This is a genomic window from Pseudomonas protegens CHA0 (assembly GCF_000397205.1).
Lineage (GTDB): Bacteria > Pseudomonadota > Gammaproteobacteria > Pseudomonadales > Pseudomonadaceae > Aquipseudomonas > Aquipseudomonas protegens.
The window spans coordinates 2013074-2037064 of the sequence record NC_021237.1 but is presented as its reverse complement, the minus strand read 5'-3'; the positions used below and the strand labels follow the sequence as shown (position 1 = coordinate 2037064).

The window sequence follows — 23991 nt, the reverse complement described above, 5'->3', positions numbered from 1 at the left end:
AATCAGGCGGCCATATTAGAACGGCGGCAGAAATACATGCACGACCATTTATGCCAAGCCCCCCGGCCCAGCTCCTTGCGCACGGCACTTACTCCGCTGCCGACTAACCCTGAGGCCTGCAGGAACACAACAAACACCAGGAGGCGCCATGTTAGAAAGCCCGACATGACTTCAAGCATAAAGAGGCACTTTCATGTCGGCGTGCACCCCGCAGCAGTCCCGGGTCTCGGCCCCGTTATTCGGCCTGTTCTGCCTGGGCAGCTACCTGCTGTCGCTGTCCTACGGCTCGACCTTTCTCCTGTCGCTGCTGATCGGCAGCCGTGGCGGCAATGAACACGATGCCGGCACGGTGATTTCCACAGCCATGCTCAGCACCTTTGTTGCGGTGATCGGCTCCGGGCACCTCTCGGACCGCCTCGGCGCCGCGCGCTCGGTGGCAGTGTTCGGCTGCCTACTGGCGGTGGCCAGCCTGGGCTTTGCCCTGACCCCGGGGGTCGGCCCCGGCCTGCTGTTCTTCGGCCTGACCCTGGGCCTGGGCTGGGGGGTGTTCTATACCCTGGGGCCGATCATCGTGGCGATGCTGGTGGAGCCTGCGCAACGGGCCCGCTACTTCGCATTGCTGTCGGGCAGCATGATGACCGGCATCGGCTCCGGCCCCTTGCTGGGGCGCCTGGCCAGTGCCCTGGGCTACCCACTGACCAGCGCCTTTCTGATCGCCGCCGGTGCCAGCCTGCTGGGTGTGCTGATCTTCTGGCGGCTGGGCGGCCGGCTGCGCCAGCAGGCCAACCACCTGGGCACCGCGGCGGCTAGCATCACCTGGGCTGGCACCGCGCAGGTGCTGTCCTCCCGCGCCGTCTGGCCGATTCTCATGGTGGGCCTGGGAGGTTGCGTATTCGGCGGCCTGTCGAGCTTCCAGACCAGCTACGGCCCCTCCCGCGGCGTCGACTACTCGCTGTTCTTCCTCGGCTTCATGAGCGCCGCCATCGCCAGCCGCCTGCTGATCGCCGGGATCGTGGTCAAGCGCGATCCCTATCGTGCTGCCTGCCTCCTCTCGGGGCTGATGCTGGTGTCGATCCTGCTCTTTTTATTTGCTGTCGACAGCAGCGCCAGCTACCTGCTGGCTGCCGTGACCCTGGGGGTGGGCTATGGCCTGACCTACTCGGTGATCAATGGCCTGGCGGCCAACGAAGCACCAGCCGGCTGCACCTCCCAGGCGTTGCTGCTGTTCAGCCTGTCGTACTTCATCGGAGTCTTCGGTTTTCCCTGGCTGGCCGGGCGGATCATCGTCGAAGCCGGCATCCAGGCGCTGCTGTTCACGGTGCTCGGCGTGGCGTTGCTGAACTGGCTGATCAGCCTTGGCCGCCTGGGCTGGCGGCGCCTGGGCCACTGGCGTATGGCAGCCGGTGCATAACACCGTTCGTCGATCATCAGGCACCAACCGGCCCCGGCAGCGGACCAATATCAGGTAACGACTCTAACGAATGGAGGCGACACCATGATCAAGGTCCAACTCTGCGCCCTGGCCCTGGCCGGACTGCTGTCCACTGCTGCCCTGGCCGGCGCCACCGGCCCGACCAACCCGGTTGAAGGCCCGAAATCCCCGGCCACCCAGGGCACGCCGAAGATCAACATCAACCCACCGGCCATGGACGAAGGCTCATTGCCACCGGCGACCGGGACCGACCCGCGCATTCAGGGCAACGACAACGGCCGCCAGGGCGGTGTCGGCACCATGGACTCCAGCACACCCGACAGTGGCAAGACCGGTACCGGCTCGAAAACCACCACCGGCGGCTCAGGTTCTGAAGGCAGCAGCCAGTAACCGCCGGTTCAATCCAGCAGGCCCTGTGCGCCAGGGCCTTGAGGAGAGATGTCATGACTCGAGGAAGCAAAGCCAAATACACCCTGGCCCAGCGCCGCAAGGCCGCGGCCATCGAAGCCAGCTACGAAGAACGCGGGCTCTCGCCGGAGCAGGCCGAAGCACGGGCCTGGGCCACGGTGAACAAGCAGTCCGGCGGCGGTGAACGGGCGGGCGGCTCCGGTCGGGACAAAAGCCCGGCAGACAAGGCCCGGGCCCGCAGCGAGTCGGCCCGACGCGCGGTGGCTACGCGCCACGGGCATGCCCGCAACAGCGCGGCGTCCCTGGGCACCCAGAGCAAGGTCAGCCTGATGCGCGAAGCTCGGGCGAAGAAGATTCCGGGACGCTCGCGCATGCGCAAGCAGGAGCTGATCGAAGCCCTGAGCAAGGCCGGCTGACCGGCGGCCAGTTGCTCGCCGCTGACTCAGCCGCGCGCCAGCAAGGCATCCACTTCGGCACTGCCCGGAGCGGTGGCCGGGCCACGCCGGGTGACGGCAATCGCCGCCGCGGCGTTGGCCCTACGAGCCGCCATCAGCGGCTCAAGGCCCGCTGCGAGCCCGGCGACCAAGACCCCGGCGTGGGCATCACCGGCACCGTTGCTGTCCACCGCCTCCACCTTGAACCCCGGCACCTGCACCGCCTGCCCCTGGCGGCTGACCCAACAGCCGCGGGGGCCATCACGCAGCACCAGCAACGCCGCAGGTGACAACCAGCTTTCGAGCTGCGCCAGCGCCTGGGCAATCTGCGAAGTACCGGTCAATTGCAATGCCTCGGCGCGGTTGCTGCTCCAGATGTCGATCCGCGGCAACAGCGCCGCCATCAAGGGTGAATCTGCCGAACCGGCCAACGGCCCCGGGTCGAACATCAATGGGATCGAACGAGGCAGCGCCAGCAACCAGTCCAACAGGGCCCGTGCCTTGCACTCCTGCAACAGGCTGTAGCCGCTGACATAGAGGTAATCCCCCGCCTCCACCCGGACCCGGGCCAGATCCTCGGCCGACAATTCGCCCTCGGCGCCGATATGGGAAATGAAGGTGCGTTCAGCAGAGGCTTCGGTCAGGGCCACGCACAGACCGGTATCAGCCCCCCTGCCGGGCTCCAGGCTCATCTGTATGCCTTCGCCCTGCATCGCCGCCCGCGCCAGGTCGCCAAAGCGCCCCTGCCCGTGGCGCCCGAGGTAGACCACCGGCAACCCGTTGCGCGCCGCGGCGGCCATCACGTTGAAGCCGCCACCGGCCTCGAAGCCCGCAGATTGCGCGAGCACATCGCCTCCGGAGGCCGGCAGGCGCTCTACCGCCATCACCAGGTCGACTATCACCTGGCCGGTGTGCAGCAACCTAGGCATTGGCGTTCTCGACAAAGGCCGCGCGCCGGTCCCGGGCACCGCCCAGTAGAGCGTAACCGCCGCCGGCCACCAGGAAGGTGACGATCCAGCCCAGGCCGTTATGCCCCAGCCAGGAATCTGCCAGGGGCCCGGTGAACCAGACGTCTTCGGCAGTGGTGCCGATGGTGGTGAAACAGAAGCCCAGCACAATCGCCAGCACCCAGGCGCCAAAGGCTCGCCATTCGATGCCGCCCCGGTACCAGTAGGCGCTGCTCGGGCCGACGTTGAGCAGATCATCGGCGCTGTAGTGATGACGATGGATCAGGTCCACCACGAAGATTCCTACCCAGGCGGTGATCGGCACCGCCAGCAGGGAGATGAAGCTGATGAAAGGGCCATAGAAGCTGTCGGCAATCAGCATGAAATAGATCGAGCCGAGGAAGATCGCCACGATATCCACCAGCACCGCATAGACCCGCTTGACCTTGAGGCCCAGGGTCAGCGCGGTGAGGCCGGCGGAATACACAGAGAGGTTGTTGGACAGCAGCAGGCCGCCAAAGGCCGCGACCAGGTAGGGCACCGCCATCCAGGTCGGCAGCATGTCGCGGATCGCGATGATCGGGTCCACTGCCGAGGCCAGGTGGTCGTTGCCCACCGACAGCAACCCGCCCAGGGTAATCAGCAACACCAGCGGAATGCCGGCGCCAAACGCCGCCGAAGCCACCAGGCGCCCGGCCGTTACCGAACGGTGCTGATAACGCGACATATCGGCCCCGGAACTGGCCCAGCCAATCCCGGTCCCGGCGGCCATGGTGCCGACGCCGATGATCATCGCGCTCATGGGGGCCGGCGCGGCATTGAAGACCGCCGCCCAGTCGATGGTGGCGCAGAGGAAACCGCCCACCAGCACGTTCAGGGCACCAAAGCCGTAGGTGGCCCACTTCTGGATGACCAGCAAGGTGGCGTGGCCCAGGCCGGAGACGCTCAGGGTCATCAGCACGAAGATGCCGATGAACAGCAGGGTCAGCAGCGGCGCATCCTTGGCCGAGGCCGGGGTCTGGAACAGGATCGAGCTCAGGGACAGCAGGACAAAGGCCGCCGTGGTGGTATTGACCGTCTCCCAGCCAACCCGTGAAAGCATCGACACCAGGGTCGGGCCGATATTGCCCCGCGCCCCGAAGATTGCCCGGGACAGGGTCAGGCTCGGCACCCGCCCGCGCCGGCCGGCTACCGAGATCAGACCGACCACGGCGAACGACCCCACCGACCCCAGGATGGCCACCAGCAGCACCTGCCAGATCGACAAACCGCGAAACGCCACCAGAGTCGCCCCCAGGGGCAGGCCGAGAATACTGATGTTGGCCGCGAACCAGACCCAGAACAGCTGCAGCGGGTGCCCGTCGCACTCTGCCTCGGGAACCGGCTCGATACCGCGGGTTTCCAGTTGCCCGGCGCCTGATCCGGCCGTGGATGAACTCATGATAAAACTCCTGTTGCCGTTGTTAGGGGTATTGGGCAATTTCGGAAGTCACAGAACATCCCGGCATTCCTGGCCGTGTCATAGCTTTCCATAGCGATCGGCAACATGGCCGCACACCGCGGCCTGTACCTTAAAGGCGGCTCAACGCAGCGCCAGCAGCTGTTCCACCAGAGGCTGCAGGTCCAGCTCATTGACCTTTCGCACCTGCCCGATCAGTTCGCCAGGCCAGATCTCCATCCCCAGGCAAGCGCCGAGCATGGCACCGAGAATCGCCGCGATAGTGTCGGTGTCGCCCCCAAGGCCGGCGGCCATGCACAGTGCCTCGAAGGCCGGCAATTGCCCCAGGGCCACTTGTCGGGCCAGGGCGAAACTCACCACCACCGATTCCTGGGAAGCCACCGAGGTGCCGATCAGCTCGTAGAGCATCCGCGCAAAGCCTTCCCGATCGCCGTCGACACGCAGGGTGCCGGTCCAGTCCAAGCGAGCACCGATGGTGGCACCCGCTACCCAGTGCCCCTGGGCCTGGGCCTGCCGGGCGACCTGCACACCAAGTGCCAAGGCTTCGGCCAGAGGCTGGCCGTTGATTCCGGCGGACACCACCGCCGCCACCGCCGCCGCGCTGGCAATGCCCAGGCTGGTGTTGTGCGTCACCTGGCAGGCCTCGACCACCGCCTGCAGAAACGTCTCGGGCCGAGCCACATCGGCGGCGATGCCCACCGGCGTGATGCGCATGGCGGCGCCATTGGTGGTGCCATAGCGGCCCGCCTCTTCAACGGACTCCCCGGCGAGGATCATTTCAATGGCGCGTTTGGTGGAAGGCCCCAGCAGATCCTGGGAACCCTTGGCCTGCATCTGCGCCTCCCACTCGATCAGGCTCTGGGCCAGGGCCGCCGGAGCGATCCGGCCCTGCCCCCGGACCAACAGGCGAGCCACCAGGATCGCCTGCTCGGTATCGTCGGTAATGGAGCCCCGGGGCATGTTCGCGGCAATCGGCTGGTCCGGGCCGGCGTCCTCCAGGGTGCGGATGACGCCGAAGCGCTGCTGGATCTGTTCCCGGCTCAAGGATTGGGTCGGCATGCCCAGCGCATCGCCCAGGGCCAGCCCGTAGAAGGCGCCCAGGGCGCGCTGCAATGCATTCACCGCGGCTCTCCGAACTGCAGGTGCATGCGAAAATGCTGCGGGTCAAGCAGGCTTTCGACCTGCTCCATAAAGCGCCCCTGGCGGTCGTAGGTGGTACGCAGGGCCTTGAGGAAGACTTCGCCCGGAGCACGTCCGAGCAATTGGGCATCTTCAGCATTCAAGGGCTCGGCGCCGATCCACTGATCGCCGCGCTCGCCGATATAGCCGTAGGCGGCCAGGGTAATGGTCAGGGAATCATCGATCAGGCCGACCCTAGGCAGGCCTTCCAGCTCGCCGGAAGCCGGGATCAGAGAGCGCTCCAGGGACAGCACCCGGCCATCGGTGCTGCGGCGCCGGCGATCGAGGGCGATGAACTGGTCGGTGCCCAGGCGATGCTTGAGGTCCGGGCGCTGGATCGCTTCCAGGCGCAGCACCTCGGTGTTGACCAGCGCACCGCTGTCGGCCAGGGCCTGGGCCCAGCCATGATGCTGATCCAGGGCAACACCGTCGAAGGTGACGATGGAGCCTACGCCGCTTTGCGTGGCGATGTAGTTGCGCCGCTTGAGCTCGGCCAGGGCCTCGCGCAAGGTGCCACGGCTGACACCGAATTCTTCGGCCAACTGATGCTCGCCCGGCAGTTGAAAGCCGTCCTCCAACAGGCCGCTTTCAATACGCCGGATCAACTCGTCGACCACCCTTGTTTTCTTATCGAATCGGACATGTTTGATCATGTCCGGCTTGATACATGAAAGGCCCGAGCCAGAGCAAGAAATATCTTCTTACAGCCGTCTGAAACGCCCGTCAGGGTTCAAGACCAATGGGAAAGAACACCCCGCAACTCCACACCCCCAGCCAATTCTGGCCGTCGATCTGGCGGGTCTGCGCCAGCTCCACCAGTTGGTAGAAGACGTTGCGATGGATCAGCGCTTCAAGATTGTGTCGAACCAGGATGTAAGGCGCCGGTTCCTGGGTCAGGGGGTCGATCACCACCCGCAGCGGGTGCTCGTCATTGGCGACCACCTGCTCCTCGACGTTGGTAGAAAAGCGCAGCACCTGAGCCTCGCCCTGCCCTTCGACCTCCAGGGTCACGGCGACGAAGGGTGCGTCGTCGACCTTGATGCCGACCTTCTCCACCGGAGTGATGAGGAAATAGTCATCGCCATCGCGGCGAATGATGGTGGAGAACAGCTTGACCATGGGTTTGCGGCCGATCGGCGTACCCAGGTAATACCAGGTGCCGTCGCGGGCGATGCGCATGTCGATATCGCCGCAGAAGTCGGGGTTCCACAGGTGGACCGGCGGCAGGCCTTTTTCAGCCTTGGGAATCTGCGCCAACAGGTCGTTGGCCTTGCCTGGACCACTCATACCGCTCTCCTCCCTCAATCAATCAGTCGCTCAGGCCCAGCAGGCCGCGCGCGTATTGCTGCAACGGCGGACCAAGCAGATCCTGTGGCTTGTTGTCGTGGAACGTCAGTAAACCGCCACGGCTGCGAATCCGCGCGGAATCGATCAGGTACTGGGTACTGGTTTCGATCAACATGATCTGGATGGTACTGGTATCCACCCCTAGGCGGTCCACGGCTTCCTGATCCAGCCACTCGTCAGAGTTACCGATACGGTCATCGGCCTTGGCGAAACGGGCGTAGAGCAGATAGTGCGCCCCCGCTTCCCGGGCTTCGGCCATGGCTTCATTCAGGCCCTCGGGCGCCTTGGCCCGACGCACCATGGGGAAATACTCGACAAAGCCGTTGAAGGCTTCCTCGGCTACCACGTTGGGCCGCGGATAAGCGCCACCCGGCGGTACGAAATGCCCCTGGGCAATGAAAATGAACGAATCCGGCTGAATGCGGAACGAGCTGGTGCGGCGTGTATCACTGTGATCGAGCACCCCCGCATCACTCAGGTGATAGCGCACCCCTTCGCCCATATCACTGACATTCATGCAGCCGCCGAGTGCCAAAAAGGCCAGCAGCAAAACCAGGCTACGCATCCTACCCTCCAAAATCCGGTGACGGAAAACCGGCGAATGGCCACGGGATGCAGCTTCCGCGCCAGCTCCGCCAAGGAAGGGAATTCGTCGGCAAAGCACCTCAGCCGCCAATGATCTTCATCACCGTGGCTCCACCGGAAAAGGCCAGCTCCTGCTTGTCCCCCAAGGCCTTGACCAGCAGCCGCTGCAAGGCCGGCAGAGCCTGATGGCGCGGCTTGTCCAGCAGGTCGCCGACATAGTGACGATTGCTCGAAGAAAGGCAGCCGTGCAGCCAGCCCGTGGAGGACAGCCGCAAACGCGAGCAGGTGCGGCAGAACGGCACGCTTTCGTTGGCGATCACGCCGAAATGACCGTGCCCGGGAATGGCGTAGCGCACCGCGGTAGCATCCACCGGCGCATCGGCCTGAAGGTATTCGTAGCGCTGGCCGATCAGGTCCAGCAACTGTTGCAGGCTGACAAACTGCTGCAGGAAAGCGTTGCCATCATTGGCCAGGTGGCCCATGCGCATCAGCTCGATGAAACGCAGCTCGTAACCCCGTTCCAGGCAGTAATCCAGCAACGGCATCACCTGATCCAGGTTCTGCCCGCGCAACGGCACCATGTTGACCTTGATCTTCAAACCGGCACTGCGGGCTTGCTGCATGCCATCGAGCACCGTGGCCAGGTCGCCGCCACGGGCAATGCTGCGAAAAGCCGTCGCATCCAGGGTATCGAGGGAAACGTTGATCCGGCGGATACCGGCCTCCACCAGCAACGGCAGCTTGCGCGCAAGCAATTGGCCATTGGTGGTCAGGCTGATGTCGTCCAGCCCCATGCGCCCCACCGCGCCCATGAAGGCTTCCAGCTTGGGACTGACCAGGGGTTCGCCACCGGTGATGCGCAAGCGCTCGATGCCCGCCGCTTCCATCAGGTACGCCACGCCGCGAGCCATTGCCTCGGCCGACAACTCGTCCTGGGCAGCCACCAGCCGCTTGCCGTTGGGCACGCAGTAGGTACAGGCGTAGTTGCAGGCAGACGTCAGACTGATCCGCAAGTTGCGAAAGCGCCTGCCTTGACGATCAACGATCATGGATGACTCCGGCGTAGGAAGGGAGAACCGGGCAAAACCTGACCCAAAAATCAGGTTTTGGCAAGTCCCATGCCTGAGTATATTCCTCGGGCACTGCGCCATACAGTTTGTCGATGGCGCAATACAGCGGCTGAATGCCTTAGCTGTTCGAGGTGTCGGGGTCGCGCTTGCGCTTGTTGCCCATGCGCACACCGATATCCATCAGGAACTGGAAGAAGCCTTCCTGATCTTCCAGCACATTGCTCCAGAACGGCGAGTGGTACAGCGCAACCGCACCATGCACCAGCGCCCACGAGGCACAGTAGTGGAAGTACGGCGGCACGTCTTCAAGCTTGCCTTCACTGATGCGACCCTTGATCAGCAGGGTCAGGCGCTCGAAGTTGGACGCGCGGATCTTGTGCAATTCCTCGACCATCTCCGGCACCTGGTTGCCCTTGACCACCTTCTCTTCCAGGCGGTCGAACAACCGATAGCGCTGCGGGTCCCGCATGCGGAATTCGAAGTAGGCCCGGGACAGGGCTTCCTTGTCCTTGTCGACGTCGGCCGAGTGCAGCAGCTCGTTCAGGTCGCGCTCGTAGTCGAGCATCAGGCGCAGGTAGATCTCCGCCTTGGACTTGAAATGCTTATAGATGGTCCCTTTGCCGATACCCACGGCATCCGCAATCATCTCGACGGTGACACTGTCTTCACCTTGTTCGAGGAACAGCTTGAGCGCGGTATCGAGAATTTCTTGCTCGCGGCGACGAAACTCACGGACCTTACGAGGTTCTTTCTGCATAAGAAAAGGTCTGTTCGGGGTCAAAATCGAAGCCGCGTATTATGCCTAACTTGCGCCAAAATGCACGGATCATCCATCGTTGCTGGTGTTTCTGGCGCAAAAGCCGCCCCGTCAGAACCTTCCAGACAGGCGCCAAAAGCCAGGGAAATCCCGTGAATACGGGGCGGGGCCAGGGTTCAAATAGCAAACTTCCACAGGCGCCAAGCTCCGGATCAGACCGCGAAGTCTGGTTTTTCCCGCACCCAGCACCCTGGATTGCCCCACGCCCTGCGTGCGACGCAAAGACCTCGATAAGTCGCAATTCCATCATTGCCCGGCTGATTCGTCGCTCAGCGGGGGGCCAATGCAACTGCCGTCCCACAGCATCAGAGAAGCCCTAGAAGAGCGGAAGAATAATCCGAAAGTATCGATGGCGTTGATAACTGCCAGCCGGGCAGGTACAGCAAACTGCAACAGATTATGTAGGCAACTTTCAGGAAAATTCGGTTATTTTTAGTCTTATCGGCTAAAAATCAGGTGATATTCAGCGATCGCGTCGAAAACTGCGATACAGGCAACCCAAATGAGAACTCAAGCGAAGCGCGCGTATTCCAAATTTGTTTAAAAAACGAGCAGGGGCAACTGGACTGAATGCAATAGTGATCAATACTTCAACTGTCGGCGGGACATCTCCCCCAAGTGAAACGCCGATCAAGGTACCGAAGGACCGCGTGCCTTAGTTTTACTCCTAATGGTCTTAACCCGGATTCACCCCCCAGAACCCGGGTTTTTTTTGCCCGCCATTCAGCGCCAGTACGCCGTGCGACCCAGGCTCAGCCCTTGACCCGCGCCAAGGGGAACAGGCGTTTGAAGTTGGCCGTGGTCTGCTGGGCAAAGGCTTCATAGCTTTCGCCCCGCAGCATCGCCAGGAACTCCGCCACCTCGCGCACGTACTGCGGCAGGTTGGGCTTGCCACGATAGGGGATCGGCGCCAGGTAAGGCGAATCGGTCTCCACCAGCAGGCGGTCGGCCGGCACCTGTCGGGCCACGTCCCGCAGGGCATCGGCATTGCGGAAGGTGACAATCCCCGAGAGGGAAATATAGAAACCCAGGTCCAGGGCCGCCTTGGCCATTTCCCAGTCTTCGGTGAAGCAATGCAGCACACCGGCATTGGGCAATGCCGCCTCGCGCAGCAGTGCCAGGGTGTCGGCGCGGGCGCCGCGGGTGTGCACCACCACCGGCTTGCCGTTCTGCTGGGCGGCCTGCAGGTGCAGGCGGAAGGATTCCTGCTGCAGCTCGGCGGCTTCCGGCTCGTAGTGATAGTCCAGGCCAGTCTCGCCAATGGCCACTACCCGGGGGTGATTCAGTTCATCCAGCAGCCAGTCCAGGGCCGGCGCTGCGCCGGGCTGCACATCCAGCGGATGCACGCCCACCGAGCAGTCGACATCGTCATAACGATCGGCCAGGGCCTTGACGTCCGCCGCGTTGTCGGCGCTGACACCGATGCACAAGAAGTGCCCTACCCCCCGCTGGCGGGCAGCAGCCAGCGCGGCATCCAGGGAGCCGTCATGAGCGGCGAGGTCGAGGCGGTCAAGGTGGCAATGGGAATCTACGAGCATAGGAGGCTACAACTACATCCGATCAATGAAAGGCCCGGGTTATGGCGCCCGGGCGGAAACAACGCTGAGTCTAGGCGCTGCGGGTCAATTCTGGGTAGGCAGGGCCGCCCACTGCACCAGCAAGGCTTCCAGCAACAGCACGCGGTTGAGGTTGGCCTTGCTCAGGACCTTCTGGCGCTGGGCCAGGATCCAGTCCTGGATGTTCAGCACCTTGGCCTGGGCGGACTTCTGCGCCAGGTATTGCAGCACCTTGCGCATGTCTTGCAGGCCCAGTCCCTGCTCATCCTGGGTCAGTTGATAGCGCAGGACCAGGTTCGACCAGTCGCAGAACCAGTCGAACAGCAGCAACAAGGGAATGGCACTCCAGGATTCGGCCAGTTGCGTGGGCGACTGTTGCTGTTTCAGCAGCTTCTTCACCCCTTCCACCACCTGCGCCCGCTGCTCGCGAACACCCTGGGCCTGCAGGCTGACCGCTGCCAGCGGCGAACCGGCAGCCAGGGTCAAGAGCTCCACCCGCTCCTCCTCGGAGCAATCAGGCAGGGCCTGGGCCAGCCACTCAAGGCTCATGGCCTCGCTGGGCAGCGGGCAGGCCTGCTGCACGCAACGGCTCTTGATCGTGGGCAACAACCGGCTGGGCTGGTGGCTTACCAGCAACAGCACAGTGTTGCCGGAAGGCTCCTCGAGACTCTTGAGCAGGGCGTTGGCGGCGTTGATATTCATCGACTCCACCGGCTCGATCAGCACCACCTTGCGCCCCCCCAACTGGGCGGTCTGGACCACGAAGCTCACCAGTTCGCGGACCTGGTCGACCTTGATCGCCTTGTCCGCTTCCTCCGGCTCCAGCACGTAGTTGTCCGGGTGGCTGCCGGCCAGCAGCAACAGGCAGGACTTGCATTGACCACAGGCGTCCAGGCCTTCCGGGCGCTGGCACAGCAAGCGCGCCATCAGCCGCTCGGCCAGGGCCCGCTTGCCGATACCCGCTGGGCCATGCAACAGGTAGGCATGGGCATGCTGAGTACGCCCCGCCAATTGCTGCCAGAGGCTGTCCTGCCAGGGGAAGACTTCAGCCACGGGCGCGCTCCAGCAACTGCGGCAACAAGCTGTCCAGGGACTGCTGGACCTGGGCCAGGGGCTGCGCCGCATCCACCAGCACATAACGCTGCGGCGCCGCTGCGGCGCGGGCCAGGAAGGCTTCGCGAACCCTCTGGAAGAAGGCCTGGCCTTCCTGCTCGAAGCGATCCAGCCGGCCACGAGCACTGGCTCGCGCCAGGCCGACATCCACCGGCAGGTCGAAGACCAGGGTCAGGTCGGGGCGCAACTCGCCCTGGACGAAATCCTCCAGCGCAGCAATGCGCGCAAGGCTCAGGCCGCGGCCCGCGCCCTGGTAGGCGTAAGTGGAGTCGGTGAAGCGGTCGCACAGCACCACCGCACCGCGCTCCAGGGCCGGACGAATCACCGTTGCCAGGTGCTGGGCACGCGCGGCGAACACCAGCAACAGCTCGGTATCGGCATTCATGACCTCTTCCAACGGGGTCAGCAGCACATCGCGAATCCGCTCGGCCAGCGGCGTGCCGCCGGGTTCACGGGTCAACAGCACCTCGATCCCCGCAGCGCGCAGGCGCTCGGCGAGGTACTCGCGATTGGTGCTTTTGCCCGCGCCTTCCGGGCCTTCTAGGGTAATAAACAAGCCAGTCACGGGCAGTCCTTAATCAATGTCATTGCGGGCTTTTCGCCGCGGGCTCGGGCACAGGCTCGGCAGGTGCCGGAGTCGCAGCCGGCTCGGGCGCAGCTTGCGGGGCGCTTGCCGGAGCCGTCTCCGGGCCAGGGGCTGCAGGCGTCTGCGGCGCCGGACCTACCGCTTCGGGGACCGCTGGCGTGGCGGCTGGAGCCGGGCTGGAACGGTAGTCGGCGCGACGCTTGAGCTGAAACTCGCGCACCGCGCTGTTGTGGGCATCCAGGTCATCGGAGAACACATGGCTACCGTCGCCCCGCGCGACAAAATACAGGCTCTTGCCGGGCACCGGGTTGAGGGCGGCGTGGATCGCCTCGCGTCCGACCATGGCGATCGGCGTCGGCGGCAGGCCGGCAATGACGTAGGTGTTATAGGGTGTGGCTTCCTTGAGATGAGCCCGGGTCAACTTGCCGGTGTAACGCTCACCGAGGCCGTAGATCACCGTAGGATCGGTCTGCAGCAGCATGCCAATCTGCATGCGACGCACGAACACGCCTGCGATCTGCCCACGCTCCTGGGGTACGCCGGTTTCCTTCTCCACCAGCGAGGCCATGATCAGCGCCTGATAAGGATCGCTGTAAGGCGCATCGTCGGCACGCTTGCTCCACTCCTTGGCCAGCACATCGTCCAGGCGGTCGTAGGCTTTTTCCAGGAGTTCGGCGTCGGTCATGCCCCGAACGAAACGATAGGTGTCAGGGAAGAAACGCCCTTCAGGGAAAACCCCGGGATGCCCGAGCTTTTCCATCACCTGACTGTCGCTAAGCCCCGTCAGGGTCTGCTGCAATTTTTCGCTCTTGGCCAGGGCGCTGCGTACCTGGCGGAAATTCCAGCCTTCCACCAGGGTCAGGCTGTACTGCACCACCTCACCGCGCTGCCAGAGGCCGATCAGGCCTTCGGCGGTCATGCCTGGGGTCATGCGGTACTCGCCGCTGTGCAGAGGCTGGCCCGCCATATTGAAGCGCCAGTACAGGCGCAGCCAGAAGGCATCATCGAGCACACCCTCGGCTTGCAGACGATTGAAGGTGCCGGTGGGCGTCGAGCCGGCGGGAACATCGAGCAACTGTTCCTGGCTCAGGTTCAGCGGTTGTTCCAGGGCCGAGTGCAGTTTCCAGGCACTCGCACCCAACAGCAGTCCTGCCAGGACCAGTCCGGTTTCCAGCAGGAGCAGTAATTTACGTCTCACGAATCAAGCATCCAGTAGTGCGCGGGTAATGCCCTGCAGTTTACGGGTGAGCGCACCCGCCGACCAGCTCATCCCGGCACAGCCAAGCACTGGCCAGACGCCATAGACACTGTTGCAGACAAAGACTTCATCAGCCTGTTGCAGTTGATCGAGACTGATATCCCCGACTTGCGCGGGGATGCCCAATGACTCGGCCTGAAACAGTATTTCAGCGCGCATCACCCCGGCCACGCCGCAGCGACTCAGGTCAGCCGTCAGCAGCCGCCCCTGGCTGACCAGGAACAGGTTGCTGAACACGCCTTCGATAACTCGCCCAGAGGTATCTCGCATCAAGCCTTCGGCATGCTCGGCATCACGCCACTCGGCACGAGCCAGAACCTGCTCCAGACGATTGAGGTGCTTGAGGCCGGCCAGCAGCGGCTGCTCGGCCAGGCGCGTGGTACAGGGAAACAGACGAATGCCTTGCTCGGCATGGGCCGGGGGATACACCGGCAATGCGGAGCCCTGGAGAATCCGCCGTGCAGCGGTTGCAGGATCGGCGGCATAGCCGCGCTGGCTGTCGCCCCGGGTCAGGATCAGCTTGAGCACACCCTCCCCCAAAGCCGCCGCATAAGCCTGCAGCTCACTGCGGATCAGGGCTTGATCCGCCGTCAGCGCCAGGCGACGGCATCCTTCGGCCAAACGCTGCAGATGCCGCTCCAGCAACTGCGGGCGCCCGGATTTGACGGCAATGGTCTCGAACAGACCATCACCGTAAGCCAGGCCGCGGTCCTTGAGCGACAGTGCGTCAGCCGGCTGACCGTCGACCCAGCTGTGCATCACTCGGAGAACCGGCGGAACACCAGGGAGCCGTTGGTGCCACCAAAACCGAAGGAGTTGGACAGCACTACGTCGATGTCCATGCTGCGCGCGGTGTGCGGCACGAAATCGAGATCGCAGCCTTCATCCGGCTCATCCAGGTTGATGGTGGGCGGCGCGGCCTGGCTGTTGATTGCCAGCACACTGAAGATCGCCTCGATCGCCCCCGCGGCACCCAGCAGGTGACCCGTCATGGACTTGGTGGAACTGACCGCCAGCTTGTAGGCGTGATCGCCGAACACGCTCTTGATCGCTTCGGCCTCGGCCAGGTCGCCGGCCGGGGTCGAAGTGCCATGGGCGTTGATGTACTGCACCTGGTCCACGTTGAGCTTGGCGTCGCGCAGGGCATTGGCGATGCAGCGCGCAGCACCGGCACCATCGGCGGGAGGCGACGTCATGTGATAGGCGTCACCGCTCATGCCGAAGCCGATCAGCTCCGCATAGATGGTGGCCCCACGAGCCTTGGCGTGCTCCAGCTCTTCCAGAACCAGGGCGCCGGCGCCGTCGGACAGGACGAAGCCATCACGCCCCTTGTCCCAGGGACGGCTGGCGCGGGTCGGCTCGTCGTTGCGGGTCGACAGTGCACGGGACGCACCGAAGCCACCCATGCCCAGGCCACAGGCAGCCATTTCAGCACCGCCGGCGATCATCACGTCGGCTTCGCCGTAGGCGATGTTGCGCGCAGCCATGCCAATGCAGTGGGTACCGGTGGTGCACGCAGTGGAAATGGCGTAGTTCGGCCCCTGGGCACCCAAGTGGATGGACAGGAAACCGGAAATCATGTTGATGATCGAACCAGGCACGAAGAACGGAGAAATCCGTCGTGGGCCGGAATCGTGCAGGATGCGGCTGGTTTCCTCGATATTGGTCAAACCGCCAATACCCGAGCCCATGGCCACGCCGATGCGTTCACGGTTGGCATCGGTGACTTCCAGACCGGCGTTGCGTACCGCCTGGAAACCGGCTGCCAGGCCGTATTGAATGAACAGGTCGAGTTTGCGGGCCTCTTTGACCGATAGGTATTCCTCGACATTGAAGCCCTTTACCGAGCCGCCAAAACGGGTGGAATAGGCAGAAAGGTCGGTGTGTTCGATCAGACCGATGCCACTTTGGCCAGCCAGAATGCCCTGCCAGCTGCTTGGCACATCCGTACCCAGTGGCGACAACATACCCATACCGGTGACTACGACGCGTCTACGCGACACAGCACTCTCCTTTTTCTAATGACGACACTTTGTATCAGGCCTAAAGAAAAAACCGCACGCCGTAACGGCAGTGCGGTTTTTCCATGACAGCAAAAGACGACTACAAACGATTAAGCCTGGTGGCTGGTAACGTAGTCGATAGCTGCTTGAACGGTAGTGATCTTTTCAGCTTCTTCGTCAGGGATTTCGGTCTCGAATTCCTCTTCCAGAGCCATCACCAGCTCAACGGTGTCAAGGGAGTCGGCACCCAGGTCTTCAACGAAGGAAGCGGTGTTAACAACTTCTTCTTCTTTAACGCCCAGTTGCTCAGCAACGATTTTCTTGACGCGCTCTTCGATGGTGCTCATACCTTGTTTTCACTCCTAATGGACAAATTCAGGCAGCTGGCCAGTGGGTAAGTGTATAGAAAGGCTTTTCAGCTTTTCAACTGAAAGCTTTGTCCCTCAAACCCTTTGGCCATCTGCCTATAAATTGATTGCAGCTTTATAACGGATTTTAGACAGCTCGTATGACATTTTTTTGAAGCAATCCGTCACATTTGACTCACATATACATCCCGCCGTTGACCGGGATTGTAGCCCCAGTAACGTATGCCGCACCGTCGGATGCCAGAAAAGCGACCACTTGCGCGATCTCTTGAGCCTGGCCCAGACGACCCAGCGGAATTTGCGTCAGCAGTGCTTCACGCTGCGCTTCCGGCAGTTCGCGGGTCATATCGGTGTCGATAAAACCTGGAGCAACCGAGTTCACCGTGATCGACCGCGAACCCACTTCACGGGCCAGGGCACGGCTGAAACCTTCGAGACCGGCCTTGGCGGCCGCGTAGTTTACTTGGCCTGCGTTGCCCATGGCACCCACAACCGAGCCAATACTGATAATTCGACCCCAACGAGCCTTGGTCATGCCACGCAGAACGCCCTTGGACAGGCGATACAGGCTGTTCAGGTTGGTATCGACCACGTCGTACCATTCGTCATCTTTCATGCGCATCATCAGGTTGTCGCGAGTGATGCCGGCGTTGTTCACCAGGATCGCCGGCGCACCGAACTGCTCGGCGATGCTGGCCAGGACTGCAGCCACGGACTCGTCACTGGTAACGTTCAGCTCAAGGCCGGTGCCCTGGATGCCATTTTCCTTGAGGGTGGCAGCAATGCGCTCGGCACCCGAAGCGGACGTGGCGGTACCCACCACGGTGGCGCCCATACGCCCCAGCTCAAGCGCGATGGCCTGGCCGATACCACGGCTGGCGCCGGTCACCAGTGCAACTTTACCTTGCAGACTCATGCAAGCTTCTCCTAGTTCAGGCCAACGCTGCACGGGCGGCAGCGAAAGCATCTGGGGTGTTCAGGTTAGAGGTCGACACGCCTTCGGCGCAGCGCTTGTTGAGGCCGGCCAGGACCTTGCCCGGGCCGCACTCGACCAGCTCGGTGGCGCCATTGGCTGCCAGAGTCTGGATCGACTCGACCCAACGTACCGGCTTGTACAACTGCTCCAGCAGGTCGCGCTTGAGGGTGTCCAGGTCGGCGGCCACAGCGGCACTGACGTTCTGTACCAATGGAATCTGCGGTGCCTGCCAGTTGATCGCAGCGATCGACTCGGCAAAGCGCTCGGCGGCCGGGCGCATCAGCTCACAGTGGGAAGGCACGCTGACCGGCAGCGGCATGGCGCGCTTGGCGCCCCGCGCCTTGCAGCCCTCGATGGCGCGATCCACAGCCGCCTTGGCCCCGGCGATCACCACCTGGCCAGGGGAGTTGTAGTTCACGGCGCTGACCACCTCGCCCTGCGCGGCTTCAGCACAGGCGGCGACCACATCGGCATCTTCCAGGCCGAGAATTGCAGCCATGCCGCCCTGCCCTGCCGGCACGGCTTCCTGCATCAACTGGCCACGACGCTCGACCAGCTTGGCCGCTTCACCCAGGGTCAGGCTGCCAGCGGCGACCAGGGCACTGTATTCACCCAGGCTGTGACCGGCGACGAAAGCCGGGCGCGCACCACCTTCGGCCAGCCATACACGCCACAGGGCGATGGACGCGGTGAGGATGGCCGGCTGGGTCTTGTCGGTTTGATTGAGCAGCTCTGCAGGACCTTCCTGGGTCAGAGCCCAGAGGTCGTAGCCCAGAGCATCGGAGGCTTCTTTGAACGTATCGAGGATCAGTGGGTACTGCGCGCCCAGCTCGGCCAACATGCCGAGGGACTGCGAGCCCTGTCCTGGAAAGACGAATGCGAGGGATGCAGACATGTAACAAGCCCCTAATGATCTTGTCGTCGGAGAATTGACGTCACACCGTGGTGGACGCAAGAAACTGACAGTTGGATGGCCAATTGAACTGAGCGGTCACATTTAAGCACTCCACAGGGAAAACGCCTAAAGCAACAAGTCTTCAAGACGCCCATGCAAGCGGCGCGGCAGGTCTTCCTGGATCTCGATCAACGCCCGCTGAATGGCACTCTGGAAACCTTGAACGCCTGCAGAACCATGGCTCTTCACCACGATCCCCTGCAAGCCGAGGAAACTCGCACCGTTGTGCCGCGCCGGCGCCAGATCCGCCTGCAACCTGCGCATCAGCGGCAAGGCCAGCGCCCCAACAGCCCGGGACAGCAGATTCTGCCTGAACAAGGCTTCTATACGAGCGGCGATCATGGTCGCCAGCCCCTCGCTGGACTTGAGCAGGATGTTGCCGACAAAACCGTCGCACACCACCACGTCCGCCTCGCCCCGATACAACCCATCGCCCTCGACGAAACCGATGTAGTTGAGGCCGCGGGCCTGCTGCAGCAAGCTCGCCGCCAGCTTGACCTGCTGGTTGCCCTTGATGTCCTCGGTGCCGATATTCAGCAAGGCCACCCGCGGCCGCACGATGCCCAGGGTTTCCGCCGCAACCGAGCCCATGATGGCGAACTGCAACAGGTGCTCGGCACTGCAATCGACGTTGGCTCCCAGATCCAGCAATTGGCAATAGCCACGCTGAGTCGGGATGGCAGCCACCATCGCCGGCCGATCGATTCCGGGCAGGGTTTTCAGCACATAACGCGACAGCGCCATCAGCGCACCGGTATTACCGGCACTGACGCAGGCCTGGACCTTCTCATCGCGCAACAGCTCAAGGGCCACCCGCATCGAAGAGTCCGGCTTGCCCCGCAGGGCCTGGGAAGGCTTTTCGTCCATGGTGATCACCTCGCTTGCAGGGGTAATCGTCAGGCGCGCGCGATCCACAGCCGTTTGACCGGAAATCAGTTCTTCAAGAAGGGAGGGTTGACCAACCAGGGTCAGGTGCAGCGAGGGGGTAGCAGACAGACAAGCAATACTCGCCTGAACAATGCTGCGGGGACCGAAGTCCCCGCCCATTGCGTCAATCGCGATGACTTGAGCGGACAAGGATTACTCGTCAGCGCCCTTGTCGATCACTTTACGACCACGGTATACGCCTTCTGGCGATACGTGGTGACGCAGGTGAACTTCACCGGTGGTCTTTTCTACGGACAGGGTGCTAGCCTCGAGAGCATCGTGGGAACGACGCATGTCACGGGCAGAGCGGGATTTTTTGTTCTGCTGAACAGCCATAATTGATTAACTCCTAAACGTTTGGGTCACGCTTTAACTGCGCCAATACACTGAACGGGTTGGACCGCGTTACCTCGTCCTCGCTCGGTTCGGGCTCATCGAGCCCCGCCGGCTGCTGGCATTCTTCCGGATGATGAGCAGGCACGATTGGCAAGGCAAGCAAAAGCTCTTCCTCGACCAACGCCTGCAGATCCAAAGGATCTTCGCCCAGTTCCAGCACGTCATAACCTTTCGGCAACGACTGGGTATTCGCACCCTCCTTCACCACAGCGTAACTGCACTCACTGTGGATCGGCAGGGTGACCAGCTCAAGACAACGCTGGCAAACCATTTTGACTTCGACGTCGATGGAGCTGTGGATAACTACAGCTTTACGCTCGTCACGCTCGAAAACGAATTTAGCCTGCACCGTACCGACATTGTCGGAAAGCGGGTCGCAGAGTCTCTCCAAATCGGCCAGCAGCAGTTCACCTTGAAGGGTGGTGCCACGGTCAGCCAATTTGCGCGGGTCAACGTGAGGTGGAATCGGGTCATTCAACATAGGCGCAGCATTATAGGGATGCACCAGGCCATGTCAAAGGAAATTCAGCCCTGTCCGTCACTTGCAAGCCTCGCTAGAATTCCCGGCCTGCCTCAGGAGACGCACATGCTGCCTTTATTACTCGCCTCAAGCTCGGCCTACCGCCGGGAATTGCTGTCCCGCCTGCGCCTGCCCTTCACCTGCAGCTCTCCTGACATCGACGAAAGCCATCGTCCCGGAGAGTCTGCCACGGCCCTGGTGAAACGCCTGGCCGAGGAAAAGGCCCGCGCCCTGGCAAGCAGCCATCCAGCACACCTGATCATCGGTTCCGACCAGGTCGCGGTGCTCGGCGAGCGCATCATCGGCAAACCCCATACCTTCGAAAAAGCCCGCCAGCAACTGCTGGACGCCAGCGGCGCCAGCGTGACCTTCCTCACCGGCCTGGCCCTGCTCAACAGCCAGACCGGCCACTGCCAAGTCGACTGCGTCCCGTTCACGGTCAACATGCGCCTCCTGGACAGCACCCGCATCGAACGCTACCTGCACGCCGAACAGCCCTATGATTGCGCCGGCAGCTTCAAGGCCGAAGGCCTGGGGGTCAGCCTGTTCCAGAGCACCGCCGGCAGCGACGCCACCAGCCTTATAGGCCTGCCACTGATCCGCCTCGTGGACATGCTGCTGGCCGAGGGCGTAGAGACACCCTGAGCCGCCATAAAAAAGCCGGCACTCAAGCCGGCTTTTTATTGAGCAACACCCGATCAGCGCAAGGTTGGGCCCTGAAAGCCCATCCACATGGCGATCTGCTCTGCCACGCTGGCACCGAGCTTCTTCGAGAAGCGATCAAATGGCGACTCCTGGACGGTAAAGTCCACCACCTCTTTCTCGCCAATCACATCCCGCGCCACCGAACTGGTATTGCCCAGGCCATCGATCAACCCCAATTGCAGCGCCTGCTCGCCCGACCACACCAGGCCGGAGAACAGCTCCGGATGCTCCTTGTCCTTCAGGCGATCGCCACGGCCCTGCTTGACGCTGGCAATGAACTGGCGATGAGTGGTGTCCAGCACGCCCTGCCAGAACTGGGTCTCTTCAGGCTTTTGCGGCTGAAACGGATCCAGGAACGACTTGTGCTCGCCCGAGGTATAGGTGCGACGCTCAACCCCCAGCTTCTCCATGGTACCGACAAAGCCGTAGCCGGCCGCCGTCACACCAATGGAACCCACCAGGCTCGCCTTGTCGGCATAGATCTCGTCAGCAGCGCTGGCGATGTAGTAAGCACCCGACGCCCCGAGATCCGAGATCACCGCGTAGACCTTGGTGTCCTTGTGCAAAGCCCGCAGACGACGAATCTCGTCATAGACGTAGCCGGACTGCACCGGGCTGCCGCCAGGGCTGTTGATACGCAGCACAATGCCCTTGACCTTGGAATCATCGAACGCAGTACGCAGGCTGCCGACAATATTGTCAGCACTGGCCGATTCCTTGTCGGCAATCACCCCCGTGACATCGATCACCGCGGTGTAGCTACCGCCACGAGTGGCATTCTTTTCCATGGTCATCAGCGGCGTGAACAACGCCAGCGCCGCGAACAGGTAAACAAAGGTCAACAGCTTGAAGAAAATGCCCCAGCGCCGCGAGCGACGCTGTTCCTGGACACTGGCCAACAGCGTCTTCTCCAGCAGTTTCCAGCTTTTATCATCACCACCTTCAGCGCCCGCCTTGCTCGGCGCCTTCCATTCGTCGGTCATGCCTGCTACCCCAGCAAAAACTTAATCGGCACCCTGGCTCAGCCAGGCGTGCAATTGAGGAAAACGGTCGATGGACAAGCGCGGCTCGAATGCCTGCAAGGCCTCGATGGACTGAGCACCGTAGCTCACGGCCACCGAATCCATTCCGGCATTGCGCGCCATCAACAGATCAAAGGACGAATCGCCAACCATCAAAGCCTGCCGCGGCCCAACCCCGCAATGAGCAAGGATTTCCTCCAGCATCAATGGATGAGGCTTGCTGGCAGTTTCGTCGGCCGCCCGGGTGATATCGAAATACCCTTCCCAACCATGGGCCTTCAACACTCGATCCAGCCCTCGCCGGGCCTTGCCGGTGGCGACAGCCAGCTGATACCCCTCATCCCGAAAGGCGTCGAGAGACTGCACCACTCCAGCAAACAGAGGCGAAGGCTCTGCCTCGAGAGCAATGTAGTGATCCGCATAATGCTGACGAAAGACTACCAACTGCCCATCATCTATTTCCGGATACAGTGTGCGAATCGCCTCTGGCAACCCCAGACCGATAATGCCCTTGACGGCGTAGTCATCGCGGCGAGGAAAGCCGGAACGATCAGCAGATGCGTGCATCGACTCGACAATCCGACCAATGGAATCGGCCAGAGTGCCGTCCCAGTCGAAGATCAGCAGTTTGTAATCAGGGTGCACTCAGGCGCTCCACGGTCTTGGCCCACATCTCATCCACCGGGGCCTGCAATTTCAGCTCGCCGCCATCGGGCAGCGGCACCGTCAACATATAGGCATGGAGAAACAGGCGCTTGCCGCCCAGCTCACGGATCTCGCGAGTGAAATCGTCATCGCCGTACTTGCTGTCACCGGCAATGCAGTGCCCGGCATGCAGGGTGTGCACACGAATCTGGTGGGTACGCCCGGTCACCGGCTTGGCCTCGACCATGGTGGCGAAATCACCGAAGCGGCGCAGCACCTTGAACACGGTCAAGGCCTCCTTGCCCTCTTCGTTGACCTCCACCATGCGCTCGCCGGAGCGCAGGTTGCTCTTGAGCAGCGGCGCACGCACCTGCTTCACCGCCGTGGCCCAATGGCCACGGACCAGCGCCATGTAGCGCTTGTCCACGCCATCGCCCCGCAGCGCGGCATGCAGATGACGCAGCATGCTGCGTTTTTTCGCGATCATCAGCAGGCCGGAGGTGTCCCGATCGAGGCGATGCACCAGCTCCAGCTCCTTGGCGTCCGGGCGCAACTGACGAAAGGCTTCGATCACCCCGAAATTCAAGCCGCTGCCGCCATGCACGGCAATCCCGGCAGGCTTGTTGATCACAATCAGGGCCTTGTCTTCGAAGACGATCGAGGCTTCCAGGCGCTGCAGCAGCCCTTGAGCCAGCGGCACCGGCTCGTCGCGCTCGGGCACACGCACGGGAGGCACGCGCACCACATCACCCGCTTGCAGCTTGTACTCGGGCTTGATCCGCCCCTTGTTCACTCGCACTTCGCCTTTACGCAAAATGCGGTAAATCAAGGTCTTGGGCACGCCTTTGAGCCGGGCGAGAAGGAAGTTATCAATACGTTGGCCGGCATATTCCGGCGAGACCTCAAGCAATTGAACGCCTGGAGTCGAGGGGGCAGTAGTCGTCATGGCGCGAATGATAACAATTTTTTATGGATTTGAAGCACTTAATGATTGCTGCTATAGTCGCGAACGCCGCCAAAAGCGGCTGGGCAGAGGAACAGCGGCAAACAGCCGGCCCTGACCAACGCAATTCATAAGGACGCAAGGCCGTCCTACGCAGTTTTCACTATCTAACGGAAGAGTTCGGCGTTGTAACAAGCGCAGGTGACATGAGGCCTGAAACCCGTAGAAAGCAGAGTGACTACTCGCCTTTTACGCAGCGATTAACGGCCAGTTCACAAAGTGCAGTCAGCGACAAACGATCCCGAGCGAAAGTTGCGGAAACAACGCCTTTAGCCATGAT

27 protein-coding genes are annotated in these 23991 nt (G+C 62.4%); 4 read left to right on the top strand and 23 right to left on the bottom strand.

Annotated elements, in window-relative coordinates:
• The first annotated feature begins 193 nt into the window (after window positions 1-193).
• The 3 genes from PFLCHA0_RS09235 to PFLCHA0_RS09225 all read left to right on the top strand — a co-directional run bounded on the left by PFLCHA0_RS09235 (window position 194) and on the right by PFLCHA0_RS09225 (window position 2256).
• Window positions 194-1411 carry an MFS transporter gene (locus tag PFLCHA0_RS09235; protein ID WP_015634718.1) on the top strand — a complete coding sequence of 406 codons (1218 nt, stop codon included), beginning with the start codon at window positions 194-196 and terminating at the stop codon, window positions 1409-1411.
• An 84-nt stretch (window positions 1412-1495) separates the two neighbouring features.
• Window positions 1496-1822, top strand: a complete 327-nt coding sequence (locus tag PFLCHA0_RS09230; protein WP_011060134.1) for a hypothetical protein — start codon at window positions 1496-1498, stop codon at window positions 1820-1822.
• Window positions 1823-1875: 53 nt separating this feature from the next.
• Window positions 1876-2256 (top strand): Rho termination factor N-terminal domain-containing protein, encoded by a 381-nt coding sequence (locus PFLCHA0_RS09225; protein WP_015634717.1) that lies wholly within the window; start codon window positions 1876-1878, stop codon window positions 2254-2256.
• Window positions 2257-2282: 26 nt separating this feature from the next.
• Here PFLCHA0_RS09225 and PFLCHA0_RS09220 read toward each other — a convergent pair whose 3' ends face one another.
• From PFLCHA0_RS09220 to PFLCHA0_RS09130, 20 genes are all read right to left on the bottom strand, one after another.
• Entirely contained in the window at window positions 2283-3203 is a 921-nt protein-coding gene (locus tag PFLCHA0_RS09220; RefSeq protein ID WP_015634716.1) for a PfkB family carbohydrate kinase, read from the bottom strand.
• Entirely contained in the window at window positions 3196-4662 is a 1467-nt protein-coding gene (locus PFLCHA0_RS09215; RefSeq protein ID WP_015634715.1) for a purine-cytosine permease family protein, read from the bottom strand. Before PFLCHA0_RS09215 ends, PFLCHA0_RS09220 begins: the two co-directional genes overlap by 8 nt.
• 141 nt (window positions 4663-4803) lie before the next feature.
• Window positions 4804-5802 (bottom strand): ADP-ribosylglycohydrolase family protein, encoded by a 999-nt coding sequence (locus PFLCHA0_RS09210; protein ID WP_015634714.1) that lies wholly within the window; start codon window positions 5800-5802, stop codon window positions 4804-4806.
• Window positions 5799-6512 (bottom strand): GntR family transcriptional regulator, encoded by a 714-nt coding sequence (locus PFLCHA0_RS09205; protein ID WP_011060129.1) that lies wholly within the window; start codon window positions 6510-6512, stop codon window positions 5799-5801. The genes PFLCHA0_RS09210 and PFLCHA0_RS09205 overlap by 4 nt, the downstream gene beginning before the upstream one ends.
• Before the next feature lie 70 nt (window positions 6513-6582).
• On the bottom strand, window positions 6583-7146 hold the full coding sequence (locus PFLCHA0_RS09200) for a DUF1285 domain-containing protein (RefSeq protein ID WP_011060128.1): 564 nt from the start codon (window positions 7144-7146) through the stop codon (window positions 6583-6585).
• Between the two features lie 22 nt (window positions 7147-7168).
• Window positions 7169-7771 carry a DUF4823 domain-containing protein gene (locus tag PFLCHA0_RS09195; protein WP_011060127.1) on the bottom strand — a complete coding sequence of 201 codons (603 nt, stop codon included), beginning with the start codon at window positions 7769-7771 and terminating at the stop codon, window positions 7169-7171.
• Window positions 7772-7871: 100 nt separating this feature from the next.
• The gene (locus PFLCHA0_RS09190; RefSeq protein WP_011060126.1) at window positions 7872-8840 is read right to left on the bottom strand and encodes a GTP 3',8-cyclase MoaA; all 969 of its coding nucleotides are present in this window, start codon (window positions 8838-8840) and stop codon (window positions 7872-7874) included.
• Between the two features lie 139 nt (window positions 8841-8979).
• Window positions 8980-9618 (bottom strand): TetR/AcrR family transcriptional regulator, encoded by a 639-nt coding sequence (locus PFLCHA0_RS09185; protein WP_011060125.1) that lies wholly within the window; start codon window positions 9616-9618, stop codon window positions 8980-8982.
• Window positions 9619-10430: 812 nt separating this feature from the next.
• The gene (locus tag PFLCHA0_RS09180; protein WP_015634713.1) at window positions 10431-11216 is read right to left on the bottom strand and encodes a TatD family hydrolase; all 786 of its coding nucleotides are present in this window, start codon (window positions 11214-11216) and stop codon (window positions 10431-10433) included.
• A gap of 84 nt (window positions 11217-11300) precedes the next feature.
• On the bottom strand, window positions 11301-12287 hold the full coding sequence (locus PFLCHA0_RS09175) for a DNA polymerase III subunit delta' (protein WP_011060123.1): 987 nt from the start codon (window positions 12285-12287) through the stop codon (window positions 11301-11303).
• Window positions 12280-12912 (bottom strand): dTMP kinase, encoded by a 633-nt coding sequence (gene tmk / locus PFLCHA0_RS09170; protein WP_041116797.1) that lies wholly within the window; start codon window positions 12910-12912, stop codon window positions 12280-12282. Before tmk ends, PFLCHA0_RS09175 begins: the two co-directional genes overlap by 8 nt.
• Before the next feature lie 19 nt (window positions 12913-12931).
• Window positions 12932-14131, bottom strand: a complete 1200-nt coding sequence (gene mltG, locus PFLCHA0_RS09165) for an endolytic transglycosylase MltG (protein WP_015634711.1) — start codon at window positions 14129-14131, stop codon at window positions 12932-12934.
• 3 nt (window positions 14132-14134) lie between these two features.
• Complete coding sequence (pabC, locus tag PFLCHA0_RS09160) at window positions 14135-14950, bottom strand: aminodeoxychorismate lyase (RefSeq protein ID WP_015634710.1); 816 nt, start codon at window positions 14948-14950, stop codon at window positions 14135-14137.
• The gene (fabF, locus tag PFLCHA0_RS09155; protein WP_011060119.1) at window positions 14950-16194 is read right to left on the bottom strand and encodes a beta-ketoacyl-ACP synthase II; all 1245 of its coding nucleotides are present in this window, start codon (window positions 16192-16194) and stop codon (window positions 14950-14952) included. The genes pabC and fabF overlap by 1 nt, the downstream gene beginning before the upstream one ends.
• 110 nt (window positions 16195-16304) lie before the next feature.
• The gene (gene acpP / locus PFLCHA0_RS09150) at window positions 16305-16541 is read right to left on the bottom strand and encodes an acyl carrier protein (RefSeq protein WP_003175607.1); all 237 of its coding nucleotides are present in this window, start codon (window positions 16539-16541) and stop codon (window positions 16305-16307) included.
• Between the two features lie 196 nt (window positions 16542-16737).
• Window positions 16738-17478, bottom strand: a complete 741-nt coding sequence (gene fabG / locus PFLCHA0_RS09145) for a 3-oxoacyl-ACP reductase FabG (RefSeq protein ID WP_015634709.1) — start codon at window positions 17476-17478, stop codon at window positions 16738-16740.
• A gap of 16 nt (window positions 17479-17494) precedes the next feature.
• On the bottom strand, window positions 17495-18433 hold the full coding sequence (gene fabD / locus PFLCHA0_RS09140; protein ID WP_015634708.1) for an ACP S-malonyltransferase: 939 nt from the start codon (window positions 18431-18433) through the stop codon (window positions 17495-17497).
• Window positions 18434-18559: 126 nt separating this feature from the next.
• Window positions 18560-19570: a phosphate acyltransferase PlsX gene (gene plsX, locus PFLCHA0_RS09135; RefSeq protein ID WP_072451636.1), complete on the bottom strand. Its 1011-nt coding sequence runs from the start codon at window positions 19568-19570 to the stop codon at window positions 18560-18562.
• A 3-nt stretch (window positions 19571-19573) separates the two neighbouring features.
• Window positions 19574-19756, bottom strand: a complete 183-nt coding sequence (gene rpmF / locus PFLCHA0_RS31085; RefSeq protein ID WP_003179396.1) for a 50S ribosomal protein L32 — start codon at window positions 19754-19756, stop codon at window positions 19574-19576.
• Between the two features lie 13 nt (window positions 19757-19769).
• Window positions 19770-20297: a YceD family protein gene (locus PFLCHA0_RS09130; RefSeq protein ID WP_011060115.1), complete on the bottom strand. Its 528-nt coding sequence runs from the start codon at window positions 20295-20297 to the stop codon at window positions 19770-19772.
• A 105-nt stretch (window positions 20298-20402) separates the two neighbouring features.
• Here PFLCHA0_RS09130 and PFLCHA0_RS09125 point away from each other — a divergent pair, with 105 nt between their 5' ends.
• Window positions 20403-20981 (top strand): Maf family protein, encoded by a 579-nt coding sequence (locus PFLCHA0_RS09125; protein ID WP_015634706.1) that lies wholly within the window; start codon window positions 20403-20405, stop codon window positions 20979-20981.
• 53 nt (window positions 20982-21034) lie between these two features.
• On the opposite strand, the gene sppA is transcribed toward PFLCHA0_RS09125, so the two are convergent.
• From sppA to rluC, 3 genes are read right to left on the bottom strand one after another with little or no spacing between them, the layout of a single operon-like run.
• A complete protein-coding gene (gene sppA / locus PFLCHA0_RS09120) occupies window positions 21035-22024 on the bottom strand; it encodes a signal peptide peptidase SppA (protein ID WP_015634705.1) in 990 nt (329 codons plus the stop codon).
• A 21-nt stretch (window positions 22025-22045) separates the two neighbouring features.
• Window positions 22046-22708 (bottom strand): HAD-IA family hydrolase, encoded by a 663-nt coding sequence (locus tag PFLCHA0_RS09115; RefSeq protein WP_015634704.1) that lies wholly within the window; start codon window positions 22706-22708, stop codon window positions 22046-22048.
• A complete protein-coding gene (rluC, locus tag PFLCHA0_RS09110; protein WP_011060111.1) occupies window positions 22698-23654 on the bottom strand; it encodes a 23S rRNA pseudouridine(955/2504/2580) synthase RluC in 957 nt (318 codons plus the stop codon). The genes PFLCHA0_RS09115 and rluC overlap by 11 nt, the downstream gene beginning before the upstream one ends.
• Window positions 23655-23991: the final 337 nt, after the last annotated feature.